Source organism: Vibrio sp. B1-2, from assembly GCF_963888445.1.
GTDB lineage: Bacteria > Pseudomonadota > Gammaproteobacteria > Enterobacterales > Vibrionaceae > Vibrio > Vibrio anguillarum.
This window is the reverse complement of sequence record NZ_CAWPJH010000022.1, coordinates 160,992-176,246: the sequence shown is the minus strand read 5'-3', so window position 1 is coordinate 176,246 and position 15,255 is coordinate 160,992. Positions and strand designations below refer to the sequence as shown.

13 protein-coding genes and 1 pseudogene are annotated in these 15,255 nt (G+C 46.0%); 8 read left to right on the top strand and 6 right to left on the bottom strand.

Annotated elements, in window-relative coordinates; all coding sequences use genetic code 11:
- Nucleotides 1–563 precede the first annotated feature (563 nt).
- The 5 genes from nirB to AACQ75_RS09055 all read left to right on the top strand — a co-directional run bounded on the left by nirB (nt 564) and on the right by AACQ75_RS09055 (nt 5,806).
- Entirely contained in the window at nt 564–3,152 is a 2,589-nt protein-coding gene (gene nirB, locus AACQ75_RS09075) for a nitrite reductase large subunit NirB (RefSeq protein WP_170888520.1), read from the top strand.
- A 2-nt stretch (nt 3,153–3,154) separates the two neighbouring features.
- Complete coding sequence (gene nirD / locus AACQ75_RS09070) at nt 3,155–3,490, top strand: nitrite reductase small subunit NirD (protein WP_170888519.1); 336 nt, start codon at nt 3,155–3,157, stop codon at nt 3,488–3,490.
- A gap of 142 nt (nt 3,491–3,632) precedes the next feature.
- Complete coding sequence (locus AACQ75_RS09065) at nt 3,633–4,445, top strand: formate/nitrite transporter family protein (protein ID WP_170888518.1); 813 nt, start codon at nt 3,633–3,635, stop codon at nt 4,443–4,445.
- 68 nt (nt 4,446–4,513) lie between these two features.
- A complete protein-coding gene (gene cobA / locus AACQ75_RS09060; RefSeq protein WP_017047244.1) occupies nt 4,514–5,269 on the top strand; it encodes a uroporphyrinogen-III C-methyltransferase in 756 nt (251 codons plus the stop codon).
- A gap of 63 nt (nt 5,270–5,332) precedes the next feature.
- On the top strand, nt 5,333–5,806 hold the full coding sequence (locus AACQ75_RS09055; RefSeq protein WP_010319683.1) for a LabA-like NYN domain-containing protein: 474 nt from the start codon (nt 5,333–5,335) through the stop codon (nt 5,804–5,806).
- Here AACQ75_RS09055 and AACQ75_RS09050 read toward each other — a convergent pair.
- The gene (locus AACQ75_RS09050; RefSeq protein WP_010319684.1) at nt 5,795–5,995 is read right to left on the bottom strand and encodes a DUF2986 domain-containing protein; all 201 of its coding nucleotides are present in this window, start codon (nt 5,993–5,995) and stop codon (nt 5,795–5,797) included. The genes AACQ75_RS09055 and AACQ75_RS09050 overlap by 12 nt on opposite strands.
- A 97-nt stretch (nt 5,996–6,092) precedes the next feature.
- Between AACQ75_RS09050 and AACQ75_RS09045 the strand changes: the two genes are divergently transcribed.
- Nucleotides 6,093–6,497: a nitrous oxide-stimulated promoter family protein gene (locus AACQ75_RS09045; protein WP_202599014.1), complete on the top strand. Its 405-nt coding sequence runs from the start codon at nt 6,093–6,095 to the stop codon at nt 6,495–6,497.
- Between the two features lie 16 nt (nt 6,498–6,513).
- On the opposite strand, the gene AACQ75_RS09040 is transcribed toward AACQ75_RS09045, so the two are convergent.
- A complete protein-coding gene (locus AACQ75_RS09040) occupies nt 6,514–7,674 on the bottom strand; it encodes an MFS transporter (protein ID WP_017047243.1) in 1,161 nt (386 codons plus the stop codon).
- Between the two features lie 193 nt (nt 7,675–7,867).
- Nucleotides 7,868–8,302 (bottom strand): annotated as a pseudogene (trxC, locus tag AACQ75_RS09035) (thioredoxin TrxC).
- Between the two features lie 189 nt (nt 8,303–8,491).
- Between trxC and AACQ75_RS09030 the strand changes: the two are divergent.
- Nucleotides 8,492–9,583 (top strand): ketoacyl-ACP synthase III, encoded by a 1,092-nt coding sequence (locus tag AACQ75_RS09030; protein WP_088733430.1) that lies wholly within the window; start codon nt 8,492–8,494, stop codon nt 9,581–9,583.
- An 89-nt stretch (nt 9,584–9,672) separates the two neighbouring features.
- On the opposite strand, the gene glpC is transcribed toward AACQ75_RS09030, so the two are convergent.
- Genes glpC through glpA form a run of 3 tightly spaced genes read right to left on the bottom strand, consistent with a single transcriptional unit; the run spans nt 9,673 to nt 13,855 of the window.
- Nucleotides 9,673–10,899, bottom strand: a complete 1,227-nt coding sequence (glpC, locus tag AACQ75_RS09025; protein ID WP_094130348.1) for an anaerobic glycerol-3-phosphate dehydrogenase subunit GlpC — start codon at nt 10,897–10,899, stop codon at nt 9,673–9,675.
- A complete protein-coding gene (gene glpB, locus AACQ75_RS09020) occupies nt 10,896–12,209 on the bottom strand; it encodes a glycerol-3-phosphate dehydrogenase subunit GlpB (protein WP_170888517.1) in 1,314 nt (437 codons plus the stop codon). Before glpB ends, glpC begins: the two co-directional genes overlap by 4 nt.
- Nucleotides 12,206–13,855: an anaerobic glycerol-3-phosphate dehydrogenase subunit A gene (glpA, locus tag AACQ75_RS09015; protein ID WP_170888516.1), complete on the bottom strand. Its 1,650-nt coding sequence runs from the start codon at nt 13,853–13,855 to the stop codon at nt 12,206–12,208. The genes glpB and glpA overlap by 4 nt, the downstream gene beginning before the upstream one ends.
- A 529-nt stretch (nt 13,856–14,384) precedes the next feature.
- Between glpA and AACQ75_RS09010 the strand changes: the two genes are divergently transcribed.
- Entirely contained in the window at nt 14,385–15,239 is an 855-nt protein-coding gene (locus AACQ75_RS09010; protein WP_170888515.1) for an MIP/aquaporin family protein, read from the top strand.
- Nucleotides 15,240–15,255 lie beyond the last annotated feature (16 nt).

The following is a 15,255-nucleotide window of genomic DNA, read 5'->3' as shown; positions in this document are numbered from 1 at the left end:
ATAGGGAGTGATTTACGGCTCCCTATCTAAATTTGAAAAAGCCATAATACCAAATGTTCCTTACCATTAATTAAAGCTTTCAAAATCCGAATTCTACTATTTACTCTGATGTCGCGGGTAACTCAATTTGGGGCAAAAACATTCCAACAACCTATATCGCTCATCATAAATAAAATACCCAATACTCACGAAATTAATTCCCTCCCCTTCAAGGGGAGGGTTAGGGTGGGGTGAACACCCCGTCATAAGCTTCTACTCTAAAGCATAATGAGCGTGTTTACGTTGCGTATATAACTTCTGCCAAGTGTTTTGACAGAGGAAAGCTGACAAGTTTTGTTGTAAATGATCAAGTTTGATTAGAAGCGATCATACTATATTAATTATTTTCCTATACCTGTCGGCCCCTAGTATTTACGATAAGGTGTTTATTTCTCTCTGATATTCCTCTTTATGGCTACCTCTTTAGGGTAGTTTGAGTTTGTAATTGATTTACATCAGTAATTCATTTTCTTTCATAATTAAAAATCTCGCTCAATGAAACGTTACCATAATTAGGAACCCATATGAGCAGGATGAAGCTGGTTGTCATCGGTAATGGCATGGTTGGCCATCGCTATATCGAAGATTTGGTCGAAAAAATGGAGGCATCGGCTGTTGATGTCACGGTTTTTTGTGAGGAACCGCGTGTTGCCTACGATCGCGTCCATCTTTCTTCCTACTTTTCACACCATACCGCTGAAGAGCTTTCGCTTGTTAAGCCGGGTTTCTATCAAAAGCATGCGATTAATGTCTTGATGGGCGAGCGGGCGGTTAACATTAATCGCGAAAAGCGCGTGGTCTATTCAAATACTGGCCGTGAAGTGAGCTATGACAAATTAGTCTTGGCGATGGGCTCTTATCCCTTTGTACCGCCGATCAAAGGCAATGAAAGTAAAGACTGCTTTGTCTACCGCACCATTGAAGATCTAAAGGCCATCGAAACGTGCGCGAAAAAGAGCAAAAGTGGCGTAGTGATAGGCGGTGGTTTACTTGGCCTTGAAGCGGCTGGCGCGCTGAAAGCGTTGGGCGTACAAACCCATGTGATTGAGTTTGCTCCGGTATTAATGGCTGAGCAACTTGACTTGCAAGGCGGTTTACAACTGCGTAATAAAATTGAGCGGATGGGGGTGCAAGTTCACACTAGCAAAAATACGCTAGAGATCGTTGCTCAAGGCGAGACCGCTCGTAATACCATGAAGTTTGCCGACGGTTCGGATTTGGAAGTTGACTTCATCGTATTTTCCGCAGGGATACGTCCTCAGGACAAATTAGCTCGTGATATGGGTCTAGACATCGCGCCGCGTGGTGGCGTTGCCATTAACGATCACTGCCAAACATCCGATCCTGATATTTACGCGATTGGCGAATGTGCTTCTTGGAATCAAACTTTCTTCGGTCTGGTCGCTCCTGGTTACAAAATGGCAATGGTTGCGGTTGATCATCTTGTGGGCAATGAGAGCCAATTTAGTGGTGCAGACATGAGCGCCAAGCTCAAACTGCTGGGTGTGAAGGTGGGATCGATTGGTGATGCCAATGGACGAACGCCCGGTTGTAAAAGCTACGTCTATCAAAATGAAGAAGATGAAGTTTATAAGCGCATTATCGTTTCTGAAGACGGTAAAAAATTGCTTGGTGCAGTTTTAGTTGGCGACACGTCAGATTACGGCGATTTACTGCAACTCAAACTCAATGATATTGAGCTACCCAAACACCCAGACACCTTGATTCTACCCGCGCATGCTGGCGCTGAAAAACCGGCATTAGGCGCGGATGCACTACCTGATACTGCGGTGATCTGTTCTTGTTTTGATGTGACTAAAGCGAAAATTGCCCAAGCCGTGGTCGATGGTCATCATACGCTCGGCGCGATTAAAGCGGTGACAGGGGCAGGAACCGGTTGTGGTGGTTGCGTGCCTTTAGTGACGTCGGTTCTGAATGCTGAATTGGCTAAATCGGGTGTGGAAGTCAAAAACGACATTTGTGAGCACTTTGCGTATTCACGCCAAGAGCTGTTCCATTTGATCCGCATTAACGGTATCAAACGTTTTGATGAGATGTTGGCAAAACATGGACGCGGTTATGGGTGCGAAGTCTGTAAGCCAACAATTGGTTCGATTCTGGCCTCGTGTTGGGGGGATCATGTGCTCTCGCCATCGCTGGTCAGTTTGCAAGACACCAATGATAACTTCTTGGGTAACATGCAAAAAGACGGTACTTATTCGGTGATCCCACGCATGGCGGGTGGTGAAGTCACACCACAAGCGCTTGCGGTGCTGGCGAATGTCGCTCAAGAATACAAACTTTACACCAAAGTGACGGGCGCGCAGCGCATTGGTCTGTTTGGTGCTCAAAAAGACGATTTACCTGAGATTTGGCGCAAACTGATTGATGCTGGATACGAGACAGGCCAAGCCTATGCCAAAGCTCTGCGCATGGCAAAAACGTGTGTCGGTAGTACGTGGTGCCGTTTTGGTGTGCAAGACAGCGTCGGTTTGGGTGTGCTGATTGAAAACCGCTACAAAGGTATCCGTACACCACACAAGATGAAGTTTGGTGTCTCAGGCTGTACCCGCGAATGTGCCGAAGCGCAAGGGAAAGATTTAGGCCTGATCGCGACCGATGCGGGTTGGAATATGTATGTCTGCGGTAATGGTGGTATGAAGCCTCGACATGCCGATCTGCTGGCCTCTGATTTAGATGAAGCAACACTACTGAAATACATCGACCGTTTCATGATGTTCTACATTCGCACAGCCGATAAATTACAACGCACCTCAGTGTGGCTAGACAACCTAGAAGGTGGTGTTGATTACCTGCGTGAAGTGATTGTGGACGATAAGTTGGGCATTAACGATCAACTCGAAGCGGATGTGGCGAAGCTTATTGCTGATTATCGCTGTGAATGGACAGAAACGCTTAATCATCCTGAGCAATTAACTCGTTTTACTCACTTCATTAATTCTGATTTACGCGATGAGAACGTCGTGTTCGTCAGCGCTCGTGAGCAGCACCGTCCTGCGACTTATAGCGAAAAACACCCAGCAGCGAAAGGCGATATATTCCACATTGCGCTTGCTGATTCGGCAATCTCTACCCCTGTTTTGGAGAAATAACCATGGCCAATAACACAGTATTTCAAGCCATCTGTGACATTAATGACATTGTTCCCGGAACGGGTGTGTGTGCACTGGTGAATGGTGAGCAAGTGGCTCTCTTCCGTCCGACTGAGGCGCAAAAAGTGATGGCGATAAGCAATATGGATCCCTTTGCTCGAGCCAATGTGTTGTCACGCGGTTTTATTTGCCAACATCAAGAGCAGTTCTGGGTAGCAAGCCCGCTTAAAAAGCAGCGTTTCAATCTCATAACAGGCCAATGTATGGAAGATGAACGCTTTAGCGTGAAAGCTTATGCCGTGCGAGTCACCGACGGTGTGGTCGAAGTCGCGGCTTAACAGCCGCTTTTGAGACGATGAGATTCAATAGCAAAAAGGTTCCTTGTTCATCGAGTTCTCTTGGTGAAGCATCGATGGCTGGGAGCCTTTATCTATTCAATTTCCCTTTTTAATTTTAACTTTGGTGACAATAAGGATCATTATGTCTTATGTAAAACCTGCCGATTTTGTGCAAACAATGATTGACGCTGGCGAAAGCAAAATCTTCATGTCAACGCGCGATACCCTGATTCGCGGCATTATGGCGGGGGCAATTCTTGCTATCGCTGTCGCTGTGGCTATTACTGCGGCTGTGCAAACCGAAGTGCCTATTGTTGGCGCACTGGTCTTCCCTGTGGGGTTTTGTATTTTGAACCTAATGGGCTTTGATTTATTAACGGGTGTTTTTGCTTTAGCGCCTTTAGCTTTGTTTGAAAAACGCGCCGGAGTAACCAAAGCAGGCGTTCTACGGAATTGGGGCTTGGTTGGGCTAGGTAACTTAATCGGTGCCGTTGCCGTCGCCTTTTTAGTGGCGCTAACCTTCACCATGAATTTCAGTATCGAGCCGAGCTCGGTTGGGCAAGCGTTTATCAAAGCGTCTACTGCTCGCACTCTTGGCTTTGCCGAACACGGTATTAATGGCTGGATCACCGTGTTTGTGAAAGGCATCTTGTGTAACTGGATGGTGTGTCTAGGTGTTGTCGGTGCTATGACATCAACTACTGTGAGCGGCAAAGTGGTCGCGATGTGGCTACCTATTTTTATTTTCTTCGGTTTGGTTTTTGAACACGCCGTAGTGAACATGTACCTGTTCCCACTTGGCATGATGTTGGGCGCTAAATTCACCATCGTCGATTGGTTGGTGTGGAACCAAATTCCGGCCACATTGGGTAACTTAGTGGGCGGCTTGTTATTTACCGGGTTAAGCCTTTACATGACTCACGGTAAAACCTTGCCACAACGCAACCTTGGCTAACCATTGTTAAGTGAGGTTTAACCTCGCTTAATGGCGATATCCTTTTGTCGATAAGGTAGAGAGTAATCATGGTAAGCAGTGTAACGAGTCGCGGTTTTGTCTCTTTAGTGGGCGCAGGGCCGGGCGATCCCGATCTACTGACGGTTAAGGGGCTACGCGTGATCAGCCAAGCGCAAGTGGTGGTGTATGATCGTTTAGTTTCGCAAGCGATTTTAGATCTGGCGCCAAGCAGCGCGGAGATGATCTATGTTGGCAAACAGTTGGATTTTCATTGTGTGCCGCAAGATCAGATCAACCAAATTCTGGTCGATAAAGCCAAAGAAGGTAAAAAAGTTGTCCGTTTGAAAGGCGGTGATTCCTTTATTTTTGGCCGAGGTGGTGAGGAGCTCGAAACGCTGGCTGAACATCATATCGCTTATGAAGTGGTTCCGGGGATCACGGCAGCAGCAGGCTGCACGGCTTACGCGGGGATTCCGCTGACGCACCGTGATCACGCGCAAAGTGTGCAGTTCATTACGGGTCACTTACAAAAAGAAGGTAAAGCGATCAATTGGCGATGTTTAGCGCAAGATAATCAAACCTTGGTTTTTTATATGGGGTTAAAGCAGTGCCCGAATATCACACGAAACTTGTTGGATGCTGGCCTGAGCGCAGAAACGCCTTGCGCGATTATCGAACGCGGCACTACAGATAAACAGAGAGTATTGACGGGCTCGCTTGACGATTTACCCCTTTTAGCGCAACAAGCACAAAGCCCAGCCTTGATTGTGGTCGGCAGTGTGACTCGCTTGCACGACAAATTGAAGTGGTTTGGCGTATACTAAGCGCAATTTGCAAAGCAGCGGCGAACAAGCCGCTGTTTTTGTTTCTATTTGAGAAGAGAGCTCATGGAAAAAGTTGCCATTCTTGTCGACGTTCAAAACGTCTATTACACCTGTAAAGAGAAGTACCGCCAGCATTTTGATTACAACCAATTTTGGTATGTAGCCACTCAAGGGCGAGAGGTGATTAAAGCCAATGCCTATGCGATTGCTAGCCAAGATCCTAAGCAGCGCCAGTTCCACCATATTTTGCGCGGTATTGGTTTTGAGGTTCAGCTTAAGCCCTTCATTCAGCGTCGTGATGGCAGTGCAAAAGGGGATTGGGATGTCGGTATTACTCTCGATGCGATTGAGCTGGCAGAGCAAGCGGATGTGATTGTTCTGGTATCAGGAGATGGTGATTTCGAGCTATTGGTCGAACGGATTAAACAGCGTTTTAACAAAAAAGTAGAAGTGTACGGAGTACCAAGGCTGACGGCTCAAAGCCTTATTGATGTCGCCAGCCAGTTTGTTCCAATCGAGCAAGACTTACTGTTGTAGCTCACCTTCAGCAGGCACAATCTCACTATGTTGGGTATCTACCGTGCTGGTTGAAGCGGCTTGCTCTGCGTCTAATTTTTCACGTTCAGCTTTTGAAATATAACGAGGCTTATTGCTGCCGTGCAGCTTGGCATGCTTCTTTTTAAGATGCTTTTGCAGTGTTTGGTTAATTTTCTTTTTGCGGTTCATAGTCGTCTGCTCTTTGACACAAAGTCTTGGGTACATGAGGAACAAGGTGGCGCAGGATACTTGTTTTTATCTGCGATCTCAATGGGAGTTATTGGCAATGGAAAAAATGCATAGCGATCTTTTAACGGGAGAGCTACTCAGTGAGTTTCGCACCGTAGAGGCGATGGTGAACATTTATTGTCAGCGCCATCATCGCTGTCAATCTGGCCTCTGTACGTGTTGCAAAACCTTGTTGGAATATGCGCAAGTACGCTTAGATCGCTGTCCTTATGGCCAACATAAACCCACCTGCAACCGTTGCCCAATTCATTGCTATAAGCCTGAGCCGAAAGAACAAATGAGATTGGTGATGCGTTACGCAGGGCCAAGAATGTTGCTCTCTCACCCTATATTGGCGATCCGCCATCTGCTGCATGAAAAACGTGCACTACCAGAAAAACCAAAGGCGCATGCATCAAATCGCCATCAACGATTGAACCGTGCGCCTTGCGATAAAATATGATCCGCTTTGCTGCGACTTATTTCCCCGCCACCCACTGGCGTTTGGTTTTGAGGCTTGAAGCCAACATATAAATACAAGTCGCAAGTAAAGCAATAAAGAGATAACCCATTAAGCCTTGCGATCTTTGCATAAACCAATCAGCGATCACGGGGCCAACCACAGAGCCGATACTGTAGCTAAACAGCATAACTTGTGTCGCTGAGACAATGTAATTGGCATCGAGCTTATCACAACCTAAGTTGATGGCGATTGGGTACAGGGCAAACGTCGCCATGCCTAAAAAAAACAAGCTGGCAGCTAATATCATCATCGTTGAATCGAACAAGGTTATGGTAATCGCCGCAGAGCCAATCAAGCAAAACAGTGCCATTAATAGTGTTCGGCCCAAAAACTTTGATAGCCAAGGCACCATAGGTTGCACCGCCATGCCACCCAAAACTACAAGCGCCATTAAGCTACCAATATCGGTATGGCTGATACCGCGTTGTTCCAATTCAACAGGCATTAGACCGTAGATAGCCCCCAAAGTGAGCCCTGAAACTCCGCAACCGAGCAAGGCGGCATGGTTTAGTTTGAGTACCTGTTTCAGTGATAGGCTGACGGCATGCTGCGTTGAAGGTTGGTCAGATTCGCCATAAATCAGCACCACACTGGCGATTAATAGCAAGGTAATGATGGCAATGAAAGGCACGCCGCCTGATACGCCTAAATAACCAATCCCTAATTGGCCCAATGCCGTTCCGCCGTAAAGCGCCGCCATATAAATACCAAGGCGTTTTGCTCGGCCTTTTTCATCACCATGCAATAGCCAAGACTCGACGACTACAAAGACACCAGCCACCGCAATACCAGCAACAAAACGTGCCACTAACCAAGCACTGGCATAGTGCAGAGCAGGTAAGGCAAAAATGGTTAACATGAGTAGCGCTAAGCACCATACAAAAGCGTTTCGGTGGCCAACGCGGTTGACAACAGGTTCAACGACTAATGCGCCGATCAATAAGCCAGCGTAAAAGGCACTGGCAAGCCAGCTTGCCAATGAGCTCTCAAGCCCGTAGTGCGGCAACATCAATGGGATCAGGCTCATTAAATAGCCTGAGGCAATCGCATAAAGCGATAGCGCAATGACCGGAACGGAAATGCGAGGTGAAGACGCGTTCACAGTGATGTTGTCCATTGACTTTGCCTCAAAACCAGAATTGATGGGATATTTTGCGGCGAATATGGAGCTGATATTGAGAAAGGTAAAACGAAAAATTATGTTCTTAACGATTAATTTTATTAATCGAAAATAAAGCAAGAGAAATGAGCAGTAAAGTTGGCATAAATCGATAAAAAATGCCAACTTTATTATTGGTTATAATGATGGATTATTTCAATATAGCTTGGTTTAACCATTGATTAAATTGACTTTTTGGTAAAGCGCCATTGATCATATCGACTCGTTGACCATTTTTAAACACCATAATGGTTGGAATGCTGCGAATTTGAAATTTTGTGGCGAGGCTTTGTTCACTTTCAGTATCAATTTTTATAAAGCGAATGTTTCCTTTTCGTTCCGTCGCAGCATCACTGAATACCGGAGCAAAACCAACACACGGATTACACTAAGGTGCCCAGAAATCGACGACAACGGGTTGGCGACTATTAAGCAGTGCTTCGAAATTGGCTTCCGTTCCTTCAATGGGCGCTCCATCAAATAGGGGAGCTTGGCATTTACCGCAGTTTGGGCTTTCTGTCACTCGTTCTATCGGAACTCGTTTCATTGCGTGACACGAAGGGCAACGAGTATTGAATGTTGACATGGTTTCCTCTCTTTATTTTTGTGTTTTGCTCCAGCCGCATTTAACGCACTAGACTTAACGTCGGAGCAAAAGCGCGTATACTGACTGACATCAAAAGGACCTTTTGAGTCTCATTTCTCTTTCATACGATGAGTTTTTAATTTTAGGTCTTTGGATTGCATTAGAAAATACAACAAAAACAGGTTAACAATGACAAAATTCTATGCCGAAATTACAGGTTGGGGTAAATGCCTACCACCTGCAACGCTCTCAAACCATGATCTTAGCACCTTTATTGAAACTTCCGATGAGTGGATTAAAACTCGCACCGGGATTGAACAGCGCCGCATTAGCCATGTGAATACCTCGGATTTAGCTACGGTGGCCGCCCAACACGCCATCGCTTGTGCTGGGATTGATGCAACTGAGATTGATCTCATCATCATCGCAACCTGTTCGCCAGATTCTCTTATCCCAAATATTGCCTCGAAAGTGCAGCAGAATCTTGGGATTAAAAATGCAGCCGCTTTTGACTTAAATGCAGCCTGTACCGGTTTTGTTTATGGATTAGAAACTGCGACGCGTTTAATGCAAGCAAGCCATTACCGCCATGCGTTAGTGGTGGGTGCTGAGCGTCTCTCTTTTTACATTGATTGGACCAAACGTGATACCGCCGTGTTGTTTGGTGACGGTGCTGGCGCTGTTGTCTTGAGTAAAAGCGATAAAGTAGTGGGTTTGCAAGATGCACAAATCGGCTGTGATGCAGAAGGGCGTGATATTTTGGCGGTGCCTAAATTTGGCTCATCGATGGATCGTTTTGCCGCTGACAATGGGTATTGGGATTTTGATTTTGTTGGGAAAGAGATTTTTAAACGTGCGGTTCGAGGCATGGGCGCAGCGGCGCAAACTGTGCTGGCGCGTTCCGGTCTTTCAACCGAGCAAGTTGATGTGGTGATCCCGCATCAAGCGAATATTCGTATCATTCAAACCTTGTGTGACTTATCAGGTATTAGCCAAGATAAAGCATTCGTTAACATTCAACACTATGGTAATACGTCTGCCGCGACCGTACCTATTGCATTGTGTGAAGCGGTTGAACAAGGGAAAATCAAACCGAATGATAACCTGCTGGTGGCCGCTTTCGGGGCGGGCTTAACTTGGGGGGCTGGGCACATCAAATGGGGCGAGCGTGTTACCGCGATTAGCCGTAGCCAAGCGCAGTTACCAGAGTGTCAGTCCAGTGCGTTAGAATTATTGGCCAATGCAATTGAGCACTGCCAGCAGCGCCCGCTATCTAAATAACGTTTAGAAAACGAATGTTCACACAGTACAAGCAGTATGAGAACAGGCCACAATGTGGCCTGTTTTACTCTCAATGCTAGGTGTGTAAACTAGGCAATCGCCATGGCGAGCAGGCTAATTGGATGAATGGTTTCTAACGCGGTATTTTCTTCAATTTGCCATTTACAGGTTTCACAATCGGTAATCGCATAGTCAGCTTGCGATGTTTTGATTGCATCAAACAGGTGTGCGCCAATTTTCATTGAAACGTCATAGTTCTCTTCTTTAAAACCGTAGGTTCCCGCTAAGCCGCAGCATTCGCTGTCTAAGACCACTAACTCCAATCCTGGGATCATTTTTAATAATTCAATGGTAAAAATGACATTACCGCTGCGTTCAAGGTGGCAAGGGGTGTGGTAAACCACTTTCAAGTTAACGGGTTTCATTTTAGGCGCATTACCGCTCATGAACTCTTTGAGTAGAAAGCGCGTGACGTACTCGATTTGTTTGACCACCTTACTATTATCAACCCCTAAAACATGAGGATATTCTTGTTGTAAGGTAAATGAACATGTTGATGAGGTGGAGAGGAGCGTTGTTTGACGATCAACTACCGCGGCTTCGATATTTTTCACATTCAATAACGCATTTTTACGTGCTTTATCGTGAAAACCATTGGCAATCAGCGGTACACCACAGCATTTCTCGTTATCCAGTAACCGTACGCCGATATTCATCGCATTCATCACAGAGACAAAATCTTTACCTAACTGCGGGTGGTTATAGTTAACGTAGCAGCCGTGGAAATAGGTCACTTGCCGGTTATACAGGGGTTGGCGTGTGCAGTTCTGCTTAAACCAACGACGAAACGTGCCGTGTGAATATTTGGGAAGTGATTTATGATCGTGCACACCAATGGTCTTGTGCATCAGTCTTTTTACCATCGGCATAGCCGTAGCAGCGTTCACTATCGGTGCAAATGGTGTGGCGATCGTGCCAAAAAGATCGGTATGGCTCAGCACGTAATCACGCACCAGCTTTGGACTCAGCGTTTTTTTACCATGTTTGCCACGCGCCACAGCAATGATATCGCCAATTTTTACTCCGGAAGGACAGGCGGTTTCACACCGTTTGCAGTTGGTGCAGAGCTTGAGTAGGTCGTCATAATACTCTGCGCTTTTAATCCTCAAGCGTTCGCCATCCGGTCCGCACTGTTTTGGCCCCGGATAGAGTGGGTTTGCTTTAGCAACCGGGCAATAAACGGTACAAACAGTGCATTTGATGCATTGATCAAAAGAGGTATTTTTGGGTGCGGCTTCAACAAAAGAGGTGCTCATGCTAATACCTCCTGAATGGCTGGTCGAGATTGAGTTTGAGCCATAATTTGAGAGGTAGCGTGGTAAGCGCTGGCAATAGCAACGCCTCCACCGCTGCCTTCAAAGACAGGATCATAACCCGCGAGCATCGAACCACAGCAGTATAAATTGGTAATGATATTACCTTGATGAGTTGGGTTCAGTGACGTGTTGGTCAGCACACCAAAGGTCATGAAAGGGTGAGAGTTTGCTGAGAAAAAGGCATGATTTCGCCATAGAGCGCGATCATGACAGCTCTCCGTCTCTAATTGGAACACGGGTTCGCTAATACCGTGATGAGAAGCCTGTAAACCTTGGCTGAAATAGCTCCCTGTAGCCATCACGAAATGGTCAGCTTGAATCGGCATATCATTGAGATTTTGAGTATGAATGGCGGTCAAACGGTTGCCATCAAATTCACCACTGATGACTTTATCGCCTTTTAAATGGGTACCACCCATAGTTAAAAAAGCTCGGCTGAGTGTCACTTCAATGCGGATGCCCATTAATGATGGCGGCATGGTCGGGACTTCATGCAACTGCAAGTTGGTTTCCAATTTGAGTTTGTTCAGTAAGGTTAACCCATCACCATTGCCCATGATGGCAGGTAGGATCACTAGATCTTGCACAGTGGCATGACGGATCAGTTGATCACAAAAACTGCGCCATGCATGTGGCTGTTTGAGCAAACGAGCAATATCGATGGAGCGCAGTTCGTTGGGGTTATGGCGAAGTGCTTCGAAACCCGGAATCGTGATATTGATGATCTCACTTGGGATAGTCGAAAATGCAGGTAGAGCGCGTAAGTTATCTTGCAGCATATGTGGTTGAAAATCTCGATAACCATCGATGGCGAGCAGCACAATACGCTTAAAATCAGCATTCGTTTTATGTTGATAAACATAAGGTTGTGATAACCAAGTGGCTTTCAATGTCCCCATCGGAGTTATGCGATAGTGGTTACTATTATCCGCTTGGTGTGTCAGCGGCATGCCGCGTTGCTGCAGCGTTTTTTGAAACCACATTAACCCTTGCGAAATAGTGTCAGCGCCAATTTTACTGTAAGGGTGATTCGGGGCTTGTTGACGTAATGCTTCCATGGCGAGCAAAGGGGATTCAACCGCTTCGCCGCTAGGCAGTTTACCCAGAACATCGATGGAACCGGATGAAAAATGCAGAGCACTTTGGCCTTGACTGATCAGTGCTGTTTTTAGGCCCGCTTGTAAGCAGCGAAGACCTGCACTGTAACCTGCAATTCCACCACCGATAATTGTGACGTCGTATTTCATCATAACGTCTCCTCACTTTCATTTTGCTTGTGTTGCGTTGGAATGTCATTGGCTCCGAACAAGCCTTCGTAAATCCAGTAACTGAATTCAGCCTCGCGCAGTGCATCTCCCCAGAAAATCGGTTTAATGCCTTTCCAGCGCTCTTCTAAAAACTCAACCAACAGTTGGCTCGATTGGTTTCCCGAAACGTGACCATATTCTTGAAATAAGCTGGCGGCGCGATAGCTGCAAAGCTCTCCTTGGCACGGCCCCATACCTAAACGAGTACGGCGACGTAAATCGACCAAGTTATTTACATCGAGTTGTTTAATTGCGTATTCAATTTCGCCCGCGGTCACCATTTCACATTCACAAATAACCGCTTGGCTCTTTGCATCATCAGATAAGAAATTTTGTGCGCGCTCACCATGGCGATAAATAGCCGATTCATAGACGGGTTTGGCAATGCTGGCGGTTTTTTTGACCTGTTTTGGGGTTTCGTTGGAGCCGGGTAGGGCGCGAGTATGAGTTTCGCAAGGAGTATTATTGCCCAGTTTTTTAGCGACTAAATCGGTCGCCCATTCTGCCATTAGGCGGTAAGTCATTAATTTACCGCCTGTAATCGTGGTGAGGCCTTTCAATCCATCGCGTTGTTCGTGGTCAAGTAATACGATGCCGCGACTGATGTTTCGGCCGCTGCCATCATCATTAATAGAGACCAATGGACGCACACCCGCATAAGCGCGTAATACACGAGTATTCGCCATGATGGGGGCCAGTTTCGCGCCTTCGGCCAGTAGTATATCAACCTCTTTTTCAGTCACGTGCAGGTTGTCAATTTGGTCGTAGTCAATGTGTTCAGAGGTAGTACCGATCAGTGAAATGGTATCACCAGGGACAAGAATATCGGCATCAGAAGGCTTGCGACAGCGGTTGATCACAAGGTTGTTGATACGATAGTCAAGGATCAACAATGAGCCTTTTGCGGGGAACATTTTGATGTTGAGATCGGCGTATTCACAGATGTTTTGTCCCCATATTCCAGCTGCGTTAATCACTTCTTTGGCGAAAATCTCATATTGTTGATGAGTGCTCAGCTGTAAACAGCGCACGCCTAATACTGTGTCACCTTGGCGGATCAGTGACGTCACAATGGTTTTGTTCATGATCCGCGCACCATGCTCTTTGGCGTCTAGCACATTGGAAGCGCATAAACGAAAAGGATCGAGTGTGCCATCGGGTACTTTGATCGCGCCAACAAGGTTTGGATTAACGTGAGGCTCTAAACGCAGTGCTTCTTTGGCAGAAAGCGGCTCGGTTGTAATCCCTGCTTGAGCGCACGCGTCGATAAACGTGCTTTGAAAAGCAAGATCGTCTTCAGGCAGAGTAATGAACAGGCCGTCGGTTTTCTCTACACAATGTCTAGCGATATTTTTTAAAATTTTATTCTCTTGGATGCACTCTTTGGCCGATTCAGGATCGGTAACTGCGTAACGTGCCCCTGAGTGTAATAAACCGTGATTTCGCCCGGTGGTACCAGAAGCAATATCATCCTTTTCTAGCAAAATACACGCAATGCCGCGCAGTGCGCAGTCGCGCATGATCCCAGTACCGGTTGCTCCGCCACCAATGATAACAACATCGGTTTCAAATCGTGTGGTTGTGGTCATGGTGAAACCTTATTCGATGAAAAACTTATATTTAGTGTGGCATTTTCAATAGAAAATGTTCGATATGTTGCTCACAAAAGCGCGAATGAGCGAAATTGTGTTTCATTTTGGCGGTAATTTTATCTTTGTATGTTATTTCATATCAAAATGATGAACGGTTTAACAATTTAGGTTGTGTTAATTTAACAACTGGAGTGGATTTTAGAGAACAAATGCGCTTACGAGCTGATCCGATGACTTCATCATCATGCCTCTCTTAGCAGTATGAAATCATATCTCTATCCGTTATTGCACTTGATTATGTCGTTGTTTATAGAGACACCCTTAGTTTCCTATCATTTGTTAAGCTCTGCGTTAATGAGCAGAAGATCAAAATAATGAGTTAATTAACAAAAAACGATATTGCAAGTAACAAAATTGTGTTCGAACGCTCATAAATGCGGTTTTTTAATTTTCGTGGGAAGAAAAATGTGCAAAATTTGCCACACACAAACATTGTGTACACAAAAAATAAACAAGGACACTTACTATGACTCGAACAAAACAACATACTCTTCTCGGAGAGTGTATCGCGGAGTTTATCGGCACCGGATTGCTGATTTTTTTCGGTGTAGGCTGTGTTGCTGCCTTAGTTCTTACTGGCGCACAATTTGGTCAGTGGGAAATCAGCATCATGTGGGGCTTAGGTGTGGCAACTGCCATCTATTGTACTGCGGGTGTTTCTGGAGCTCACATTAATCCGGCGGTGACCATTGCACTGGCCGCCTTCCACGGCTTCAACAAAGCAAAAGTACTTCCCTATATTGCGGCGCAAATGCTCGGTGCATTCTGCTCTGCTGCTCTGGTTTACGGCTTGTACAGCAACCTTTTTACTGATTATGAAATCGCACACAATTTTGTACGTAGCAGCCAAGAAGCGTTAGCCACAGCGGGTATTTTTTCTACCTACCCTAATGCTTCATTATCATTTGTTGGTGCATTGGCGGTCGAATTTGTCATCACAGCAGTATTAATGTTCGCTATTTTGGCACTAGGTGATGAAAATAACGGCGCACATCGCAATGCAATGAACCCATTGCTGATTGGTATTCTGATTGCGGTTATCGGTGGTTCACTTGGCCCATTGACTGGCTTTGCGATGAACCCTGCGCGTGATTTTGGCCCTAAATTGTTTGCCTACTTAGCTGGCTGGGACTACGCACTAACAGGTGCAAAAGATATCCCATACTTCATCGTACCTATCATTGCTCCTATTGCTGGTGCCTGTTTTGGGGCATGGGCTTACCCTAAATTTATTGGCGCGTACTTACCCACTGTCGGCGTAGGCTGCACCATTCCAAACCAGTGTGATGACGTAGAAGAAAGTGAGCAAGCTCACGTCTAAAATAACGACAACACTT

Bases quoted from the DNA above. Each gene is read 5' to 3' on its own strand.
- glpB (WP_170888517.1), bottom strand. From the start codon at position 12,209: ATGATGAAATACGACGTCACAATTATCGGTGGTGGAATTGCAGGTTAC.
- AACQ75_RS09055 (WP_010319683.1), top strand. From the start codon at position 5,333: ATGGAAAAAGTTGCCATTCTTGTCGACGTTCAAAACGTCTATTACACC.
- AACQ75_RS09065 (WP_170888518.1), top strand. From the start codon at position 3,633: ATGTCTTATGTAAAACCTGCCGATTTTGTGCAAACAATGATTGACGCT.
- cobA (WP_017047244.1), top strand. From the start codon at position 4,514: ATGGTAAGCAGTGTAACGAGTCGCGGTTTTGTCTCTTTAGTGGGCGCA.
- AACQ75_RS09010 (WP_170888515.1), top strand. From the start codon at position 14,385: ATGACTCGAACAAAACAACATACTCTTCTCGGAGAGTGTATCGCGGAG.
- glpA (WP_170888516.1), bottom strand. From the start codon at position 13,855: ATGACCACAACCACACGATTTGAAACCGATGTTGTTATCATTGGTGGC.
- AACQ75_RS09050 (WP_010319684.1), bottom strand. From the start codon at position 5,995: ATGAACCGCAAAAAGAAAATTAACCAAACACTGCAAAAGCATCTTAAA.
- AACQ75_RS09045 (WP_202599014.1), top strand. From the start codon at position 6,093: ATGGAAAAAATGCATAGCGATCTTTTAACGGGAGAGCTACTCAGTGAG.
- glpC (WP_094130348.1), bottom strand. From the start codon at position 10,899: ATGAGCACCTCTTTTGTTGAAGCCGCACCCAAAAATACCTCTTTTGAT.
- AACQ75_RS09040 (WP_017047243.1), bottom strand. From the start codon at position 7,674: ATGGACAACATCACTGTGAACGCGTCTTCACCTCGCATTTCCGTTCCG.
- AACQ75_RS09030 (WP_088733430.1), top strand. From the start codon at position 8,492: ATGACAAAATTCTATGCCGAAATTACAGGTTGGGGTAAATGCCTACCA.
- nirD (WP_170888519.1), top strand. From the start codon at position 3,155: ATGGCCAATAACACAGTATTTCAAGCCATCTGTGACATTAATGACATT.
- nirB (WP_170888520.1), top strand. From the start codon at position 564: ATGAGCAGGATGAAGCTGGTTGTCATCGGTAATGGCATGGTTGGCCAT.